The sequence below is a fragment of the Megasphaera massiliensis genome (assembly GCF_000455225.1).
Lineage (GTDB): Bacteria > Bacillota > Negativicutes > Veillonellales > Megasphaeraceae > Megasphaera > Megasphaera massiliensis.
Genome location: NZ_HF954536.1, coordinates 42,045 through 49,685, shown reverse-complemented (window position 1 = coordinate 49,685; position 7,641 = coordinate 42,045). Strand labels below are relative to the sequence as shown.

General features: G+C 51.3%; 6 protein-coding genes. 3 read left to right on the top strand and 3 right to left on the bottom strand.

What is annotated here, in order from left to right:
- On the bottom strand, positions 1-1,399 hold a 1,399-nt coding region (gene pdxR / locus TX77_RS13800), incomplete at its 3' end, for a MocR-like pyridoxine biosynthesis transcription factor PdxR (protein WP_049917280.1).
- A gap of 138 nt (positions 1,400-1,537) precedes the next feature.
- Here pdxR and TX77_RS03035 point away from each other — a divergent pair.
- On the top strand, positions 1,538-1,912 hold the full coding sequence (locus tag TX77_RS03035; RefSeq protein ID WP_044503361.1) for a pyridoxamine 5'-phosphate oxidase family protein: 375 nt from the start codon (positions 1,538-1,540) through the stop codon (positions 1,910-1,912).
- Positions 1,913-2,115: 203 nt separating this feature from the next.
- Positions 2,116-2,349 carry a 4Fe-4S binding protein gene (locus tag TX77_RS03030; RefSeq protein ID WP_044503360.1) on the top strand — a complete coding sequence of 78 codons (234 nt, stop codon included), beginning with the start codon at positions 2,116-2,118 and terminating at the stop codon, positions 2,347-2,349.
- A gap of 7 nt (positions 2,350-2,356) precedes the next feature.
- On the opposite strand, the gene TX77_RS03025 is transcribed toward TX77_RS03030, so the two are convergent.
- Positions 2,357-2,977 (bottom strand): hypothetical protein, encoded by a 621-nt coding sequence (locus tag TX77_RS03025; protein WP_044503359.1) that lies wholly within the window; start codon positions 2,975-2,977, stop codon positions 2,357-2,359.
- A gap of 11 nt (positions 2,978-2,988) precedes the next feature.
- Positions 2,989-3,564: a xanthine phosphoribosyltransferase gene (locus tag TX77_RS03020; protein WP_044503358.1), complete on the bottom strand. Its 576-nt coding sequence runs from the start codon at positions 3,562-3,564 to the stop codon at positions 2,989-2,991.
- Positions 3,565-3,738: 174 nt separating this feature from the next.
- On the opposite strand from TX77_RS03020, the gene TX77_RS03015 reads away from it, so the two are divergent.
- Positions 3,739-7,482, top strand: a complete 3,744-nt coding sequence (locus tag TX77_RS03015; protein WP_044503357.1) for a phosphoribosylformylglycinamidine synthase — start codon at positions 3,739-3,741, stop codon at positions 7,480-7,482.
- Positions 7,483-7,641: the final 159 nt, after the last annotated feature.

Below are 7,641 nucleotides of genomic sequence, written 5' to 3'. Positions count from 1 at the left end.
ATATCTGTATGAGGTCGTGCAAGGTATCGCCCAAGGCGTCTAAGTTGACGGGCAGGCGATTGAGGGGAATGGCTCCGTAGCCGATGAGAATCTGGTGCTGCGGGCTGTCGTCAGGATCGGCCCAGTAGGGTCTCAGCGAGTAAACGCCGACTTCATTTTGTCGGAAGCGGCGGAGAATTTCTGTTTCTGTACAATCCGTACGGAGTTCGAGGACGAAGTGCATGCCGCCGCCTCCTCCGTGGATGCGGACTCCTTGGGGAAAGTTTTCTTCTAAGTAGCTGCGGATCAAAGCGTGCTTTTTACGAAAATCATTTCGCAGGGCGTTTACTTGCTTTTCATACTCGCCGCTCTCCATGAAGTCGGTCATGGCCAGCTGAAGGAGAGAAGGCACGGGAGAACTGTAGAAGGGATACTCCGCAGCAAAATCGATAGACAGAGCCGGGGGCAGGACGACATAGGCCAGGCGGATGTCCGGAGCCATCGTTTTGGAGAAGGTTCCCAAATAAAAAGTGCGGCCATAGGTATCGATGGATTGGAGCGACGGAATGGGCTGCTCTTCATAGCGAAGTTCACTGTCATAGTCATCTTCAATGATGTAATGGCCGCCCTTTTCGGCCAGCTGCAGCAGTTCCAATCGATGCTTGATGGGCATGATTTGCCCTAAGGGAAACTGGTGGGACGGCGTGATGCTGATTAAAGACGGCGGGAGGCCTTGTAAGGACGGAAGATCGATTCCCCCGGGTCCGACCGGGACGTAGTGCATGGTATAGTCCTTGTGAGAAAAAACGTCGCGCGTACCGCGATAGCCTGGATTTTCCATGGCAAATTCGTATTTTTCAGGAGGCATGAGTTGTGTGATCAGACTTAAAGAATGGTGGTGGCCGCTGGTTATGATGACCTGTTCCGGGCGGCAGCGGACGCCGCGGAAACGTTTCAGATGCCGGCAAAGCCATTGCCGAAGAACGAACAGCCCTTCCGGCGGCTCATAGAGGAGGGTATTCCGATTTTCAAGATCGGCCAGGGCATTGTTTAAGGAATGGCGAAAGGCTCGGTTTCGATAGACGTTGCGGTCGATACCTCCGTAGCGGAAATCATAATGAGGCGGGCGTTTTTCGACAGGCGGCGTGAACGGTTCCGCTATTTTCGATTCATACGACTGGGGCGGCAGGGCTTCGACGTAGAATCCGGAGCCGCGCGTGCTGTAGATATAGCCTTCTAATTCCAGTTGACGATAGGCCGTAATGACCGTATTGCGGGAAATTTCGTACTCTTGGGCCAGCTTGCGAGTGGCCGTAAGTGCGCTGCCGGCAGTCAGTTCACCGGATAAGATTTGCTGTTTCAGGCCTTCGTAAAGTTGCTTGTATAGGGACTGAGAACTCTTTTTATCGATGAGCAGCATCGGGGGCCTCCTTTTAGTGGAATTGGATCTATAAAATAGACGTGAATTGAATCTTTTTTAGGATCTCTTTTTCTGTTAGTATACAGACATGCAAGAGAGCTTGCAAGATACAGTGCGACAGAAAAGGAGAATACGACTATGTTTATAGAAAAATTTTATGACTGCTTGAAACACGACGGCATTGTAGCCGTAGCCACGGCATCGAAAGAAGGCAAGGCTCATGTAGTGAATACGTGGAATAAATACATCATCGTTACAGACGATGAAAAGCTGCTCATTCCCTGCTATGGTTTCCGTAAGACCGAGAGGAACATCGGTGAAAATCCTTACGTTGAAATTACTCTGGGAAGTCCGGACATCATGGGCTACAAGAGTATGGGGACGGGGTTCCTCCTTATCGGGACGGCTGAATTCCTGTCGTCAGGGCCGCTTTTCGAAGAAATGCACGACAAGTGCGATTTTGCCAATCGAGTCATGGTCTTTACGCCGGAAAAATGCACCCAGATGATCTGATGTAAAGATATTTACACGACGTTTATTCTTCAATGGCGTGCGTGTTTTTATGAAAGCTTCAGATTATCAATGTTATTTTAACCATAAGAAAGCCCTCAAAAGCGGCCAGTGCATGGCTGCCTTTGAGGGCTTGTTGTTTTTGCAACGGTTTTATTCGGTCATATTTGATATAATAGGACTGTATATAATAAGGGGGAATGAACATGAGTAAAACCCATATTGATGAATTGGTGTCTCCCGATTATTTTAATCGGAAAGAGTGTGAAGGCTGCGGCTGCTGCATCAGTATCTGTCCGTACGACGCCTTGTCCATGGAAACCTGTGCCGACGGGGTTGAACGGCCTCGTGTCGATATGACCAAGTGCCTTCGCTGCAATCGCTGCGTCGATGCCTGTGAAATTTACAAGTGCTATGGCCCGACTTCGGAAGCGATATGATTCGCCGTTATTCGCGGCCGAATAAATACTTTGTGTCGTAGCTTAAATCCATATACTGGGCAATGGTCTCGTCGTCGAACCCGTATTCTTCCGACTTGCGAGTCAATTTGCCCCACTTCATCTGCATCTTTTTCTTAGGTGGCAAGGGTTCTTCGTATTCGATGCGAAGTTCCTGCGCTTCTTGGGAGCGGTCCTGTACCTTTACGAATAAGCCCTTATCAAAGGTCAACTCGTAGATTTTGCGGAAGGCATGGGGAAGCTGGAAGCCGAAGGGGACGAAGTATTTATCGATGAAGCCGTTGGCAATCAAGATGGAGCCGCTGTAATCGATGATGTGTTCGAGGTCGTATTTCAGGTCGCCGGCCGGAGAATGAAAGGCTTCAGGCAGAACGCCGTCGATAGCCGGGGGCTCCATGCCGTTGTTGTTGGTCAAGAGCTTGTGAAGGGTCAGCATTTTTTCGTCGTTAAATCCGAAGACGGCTGTATATCCGCGCAGGCACGCTTCGTTATACATGATGGGATGAAGGCCGAAATCTTCGATATTAAAGAAGTCGTCGACCTTTTCGATGGCGACAATGCTGAGTTTGAAGGTGGCAAAATCGAAGCCGTCAAAAAATTGAGCGCGCATGATAAGTCTCCTTATTCGACAAAGATGGGCGTGTTGTTTTCAAAGCGGGCGATTCTGGCTAAGGATTCCACACGGAAACCGGCTTTTTCAAGGGTTTCCCGACCGGTCTGGAAGGTCTTTTCGACGACGATGCCGATGCCTTCAACGGTGCAGCCGGCCTGAGCCGCAATCTGCGTAAGACCGACGGCTGCGGCGCCGCTGGCCAAAAAGTCGTCGATGATGAGAACCGATTCCCCTGCACGGAGATAGTCTTTACAGACCGTTGCCGTGTACTCTTCTTCTTTCGTATAAGAGTAAATTTTTGCCGTATACTGTTCACCCTTGGTGAGCAGTGATTTTTTTTTGCGGGCAAAGACGACCGGGCAATTGTTCATGGCAAGGGATGCCGCATAAGCGACGGCAATGCCTGAAGATTCAATGGTGATGATGCGGTCGATGTGAACATCCTTGAAACGGCGGGCAAATTCCTGGCCGACATGATTGATAAGAGCCGTGTCGATTTGCTGATTCAAAAAGCTGTCGATCTTTAAGATACGATTGTCAATAACCAGACCGTCTTGTAAAATTCGCTGTTTCAATTCTTCCATTACTTCCGAGTCCTCCCTGGTGATGAGAAATGGTCAACCTTGTCTACTATAATAGTACTAGTCTAATACGATTTCATAGGCAAGTCAACCAAATTCTAAGTTTACTTATGGATTTAAAACGGGTATACTAGGGATGTCTAATGATAAGTATCTATCTTTGAGGGAGGTTATGACATGCAGTCTATCCGACGTTTGTATGTTGCCAAGAAAGGTATTTTTGCTGATGAGGCAAAGCGATTACTCACTGATTTACAGGAAAACCTGTTGATAAAGGGGTTAACTGATATTCACATTTTCCACCGCTACGACGTATCCGGTCTCGATGATGCGGCTTTTGAAGCGGCTAAAAATATGATCTTCTCGGAACCGCCTGTCGATGCCGTTTACGATACACTGCCGACTCGTGAAGGCGATACGGTCCTGGCTGTCGAATACCTGCCCGGTCAATATGACCAGCGTGCTGATTCAGCCGTTCAGTGCCTGCAGATGCTGACCATGAAAAATGACAGCCTCGTTCGGACGGCACAGGTCATCGTCCTGTCCGGCGACTTATCGGCTGAAGACATTGATGCTGTCAAGCACTACTGCATCAACCCCGTCGAAGCCCGTGAAGCTTCGTTGGAACCGGCTGAATCGTTGGAACTTGCTTGGGAAAAACCGGCTGACGTTCCGACTGTCGACGGTTTTATCTCCATGGATGATGAAGCTTTGACCGACCTTTCGACACAGATGGGGCTGGCTATGAGTTTCGATGACTTGAAATTCGTCCAGACCTACTTCCGCGATGAAGAAAAACGGAATCCGACGATTACCGAAATCCGGGTCATCGATACCTACTGGTCGGACCACTGCCGTCACACGACGTTCATGACCGAACTCACCGATGTTTCATTTGAAAAAGGTACCTTTACGGCTCCTATACAGCGGGCTTATGAATCCTATAAGACGACGCGGGAAAACCTGAACCGCCAGAAACCTCAAACCCTCATGGATATGGCGACCATCGCTGTCAAGGAACTGAAAGCGGCCGGTAAACTCGATAATCTCGACGAATCGGAAGAAATCAATGCCTGCACGATCATCATACCCGTCGATGTCGACGGCGTCGAAGAAGAATGGCTGCTCTTATTTAAAAACGAAACCCATAACCACCCGACTGAAATCGAACCGTTCGGCGGTGCTGCAACCTGCCTTGGCGGTTGTATTCGCGACCCCTTGAGCGGCCGTTCCTATGTCTATCAGGCTATGCGCGTAACCGGCGCCGGCGATCCCCGTCAGGCTGTCCAGGATACACTGGTCGGCAAACTGCCGCAGCGCAAACTGACGACAGGCGCTGCCAAGGGTTACAGCTCGTATGGCAATCAGATCGGCCTGGCTACGGGTGAAGTCAAGGAATACTACAACCCGGGATTCGTCGCCAAACGTATGGAAATCGGTGCCGTCCTCGGTGCGGCTCCGCGGAAGAACGTCGTTCGCGAAGAACCCCTTCCCGGCGATATCATCATCCTCCTCGGCGGCAAGACCGGCCGTGACGGCTGCGGCGGCGCTACGGGTTCTTCCAAGAAACATACCGTTGAATCCTTGGAAACCTGCGGTGCTGAAGTCCAAAAAGGGAACGCCCTGACTGAACGAAAGATTCAGCGCATGTTCCGCCGCCAGGAAGTTACGACGCTTATCAAGCGCTGCAATGACTTTGGCGCCGGCGGCGTTTCCGTTGCTATCGGCGAATTGACGGACGGCCTCGACATCAACCTCGATAAAGTTCCAAAAAAATACGAAGGTCTCGACGGAACGGAATTGGCTATTTCTGAATCTCAGGAACGAATGGCCGTCGTCGTAGCCCCGGAAAATGTCGATAAATTCATGAAATATGCTGCTGAAGAAAATCTGGAAGCGACGATTGTCGCCGTGGCTACCGATACGAAACGGCTGGTCATGCATTGGCGCGATCAGAACGTCGTCAATATTACCCGTGCCTTCCTCGATACCAACGGCGTTACTCAGCGGCGCAAGGCTTTGGTCACGGCACCGGAAGATAAGGATTTCTTCAAGGCACCGGATGTAAAAGACGTCGCTAAGACCTGGCTCGATACGATGGGCACCTTGAACATCGCCTCCGAACAAGGCCTGGCCGAACGCTTTGACAGCACCATCGGGGCTCGCACGGTCCTCATGCCTTTCGGCGGTAAATATCAGAAGACGCCGGTCGAAGGGATGGTCGCTAAGATTCCCGTAGAACACGGGAATACGACGACGGCCAGCATTTTCACCCACGGCTACGATCCGGACCTCGCTATTTGGAGCCCCTTCCACGGCGCTCTCTATGCCGTCATCCAGTCCATTGCTAAACTCGTTGCCCTCGGCGGCGACCGTAAGAAAGTATACCTTACGATGCAGGAATTCTTCCAAAGCCTGGGCAAAAATGAAACGGCCTGGGGCCAGCCGGTCAGCGCCCTCCTCGGTGCCTTCGTCGCTCAGCAGGTCATGGAAGTCGCCGCCATCGGCGGTAAGGACAGCATGAGCGGTACCTTTGAACACCTCACCGTTCCGCCGACCCTCGTTTCTTTCGCCATTGCTCCGGAACATACCGATCATATCGTATCGCCGGAATTTAAGGCTTCTGACGATGCCGTCCTCCTCTTCGATTTGCCGCGTGACGGCGAAGGGATGCCGGACTTCGATATCTTTAAACAGCATTGTGACTTCCTCCATCAAGCCGTCATTGACGGTAAGGTCAAAGCTATGCATGCCGTCGGTCAAGGCGGTATCGCAGCAGCTGTCGCTCAGATGGCCTTTGGCAACCGAATCGGATTCGACGTCGATGCAGACTTTGCTGTACAGGAACTGTTTAACCTCCGTTACGGCGCCCTCTTAGTTGAAACCGACAGTGCGACGGCTGCCGCATGGAGTAAACGCGATCAGGTCAGCCTGGTCGGTACGACGACCACGTCGGCAAATATCAAGGCCGACGGCGTAACGATTGCCTTGAGTGACCTTCAGGAAGCTTGGGAAAAACCGCTGAATCAGATTTTCCCGATTAAAGATAAGGATGGCCAAGGCGACGCCGAACTGCCCTTGTTTACGACCTATGGTCCTCGCCGCAGTGAAGCCTTTGGCGCTCCGCACGTCTTTATTCCCGTTTGCCCGGGAACGAACTGTGAATATGACTCGGCAGCTGCCTTTGAACGGGCCGGCGCAACGACAGATGTCATGGTCCTTCGCAATAACACGCCGCAGGACTTGGCCGAATCGATTGAAGAAATGGCAAAACGCATGGCCAAAGCACAGATCATCATGTTCCCCGGCGGCTTCAGTGCCGGTGACGAACCGGAAGGTTCGGGCAAGTTCATTGCCACCTTGTTCCGGAATCCGGCCCTGTCCGAAGCCCTCGAAAGTCTCTTGTATCAGCGCGATGGCTTAGCCCTCGGCATCTGCAACGGCTTCCAGGCTCTGATTAAACTCGGCCTTCTGCCCTATGGCAAGATTCAGCCTTTGAAGGCCGACAGCCCGACCTTGACGTACAACTCCATCGGCCGTCACCTGTCCCGTATGGTCGACACCAAAGTCGTTTCGGTCATGAGTCCTTGGTTCAGCAGCTGTAAAGCCGGTGATATTCACACCGTCGCTATTTCCCATGGGGAAGGCCGCTTTATTGCGACGCCGGAACAGATTCGTGAACTCGCCGCCAAAGGCCAGATTGCAACGCAGTACGTCGACCTTTCCGGCAAAGCTTCTTATGAAAGCGAATACAACCCGAATCAGTCGGTCCTGGCCGTGGAAGGCATTACCAGTCCTGACGGTCGTGTCCTCGGCAAGATGGCTCATACGGAACGGTTCAGCGCCGACGATGTCTTTAAAAACATTGACGGCAATAAGCTCCAACCCATCTTCACATCCGGCGTAAACTACTTTAAATAAAATGTAACCGAAGACAGTCTTTCCTGCTTTTGACGGCGGAAAGACTGTCTTTTTTCTTGCATTCCGTATAGGTCTGTGATATAATTAAAAAGCTTGATTTGTGTCAAGCTCCTAACCCTTCTTCGGGAAGGGTCATATGTCCAAAAGAGGAGGTGATTT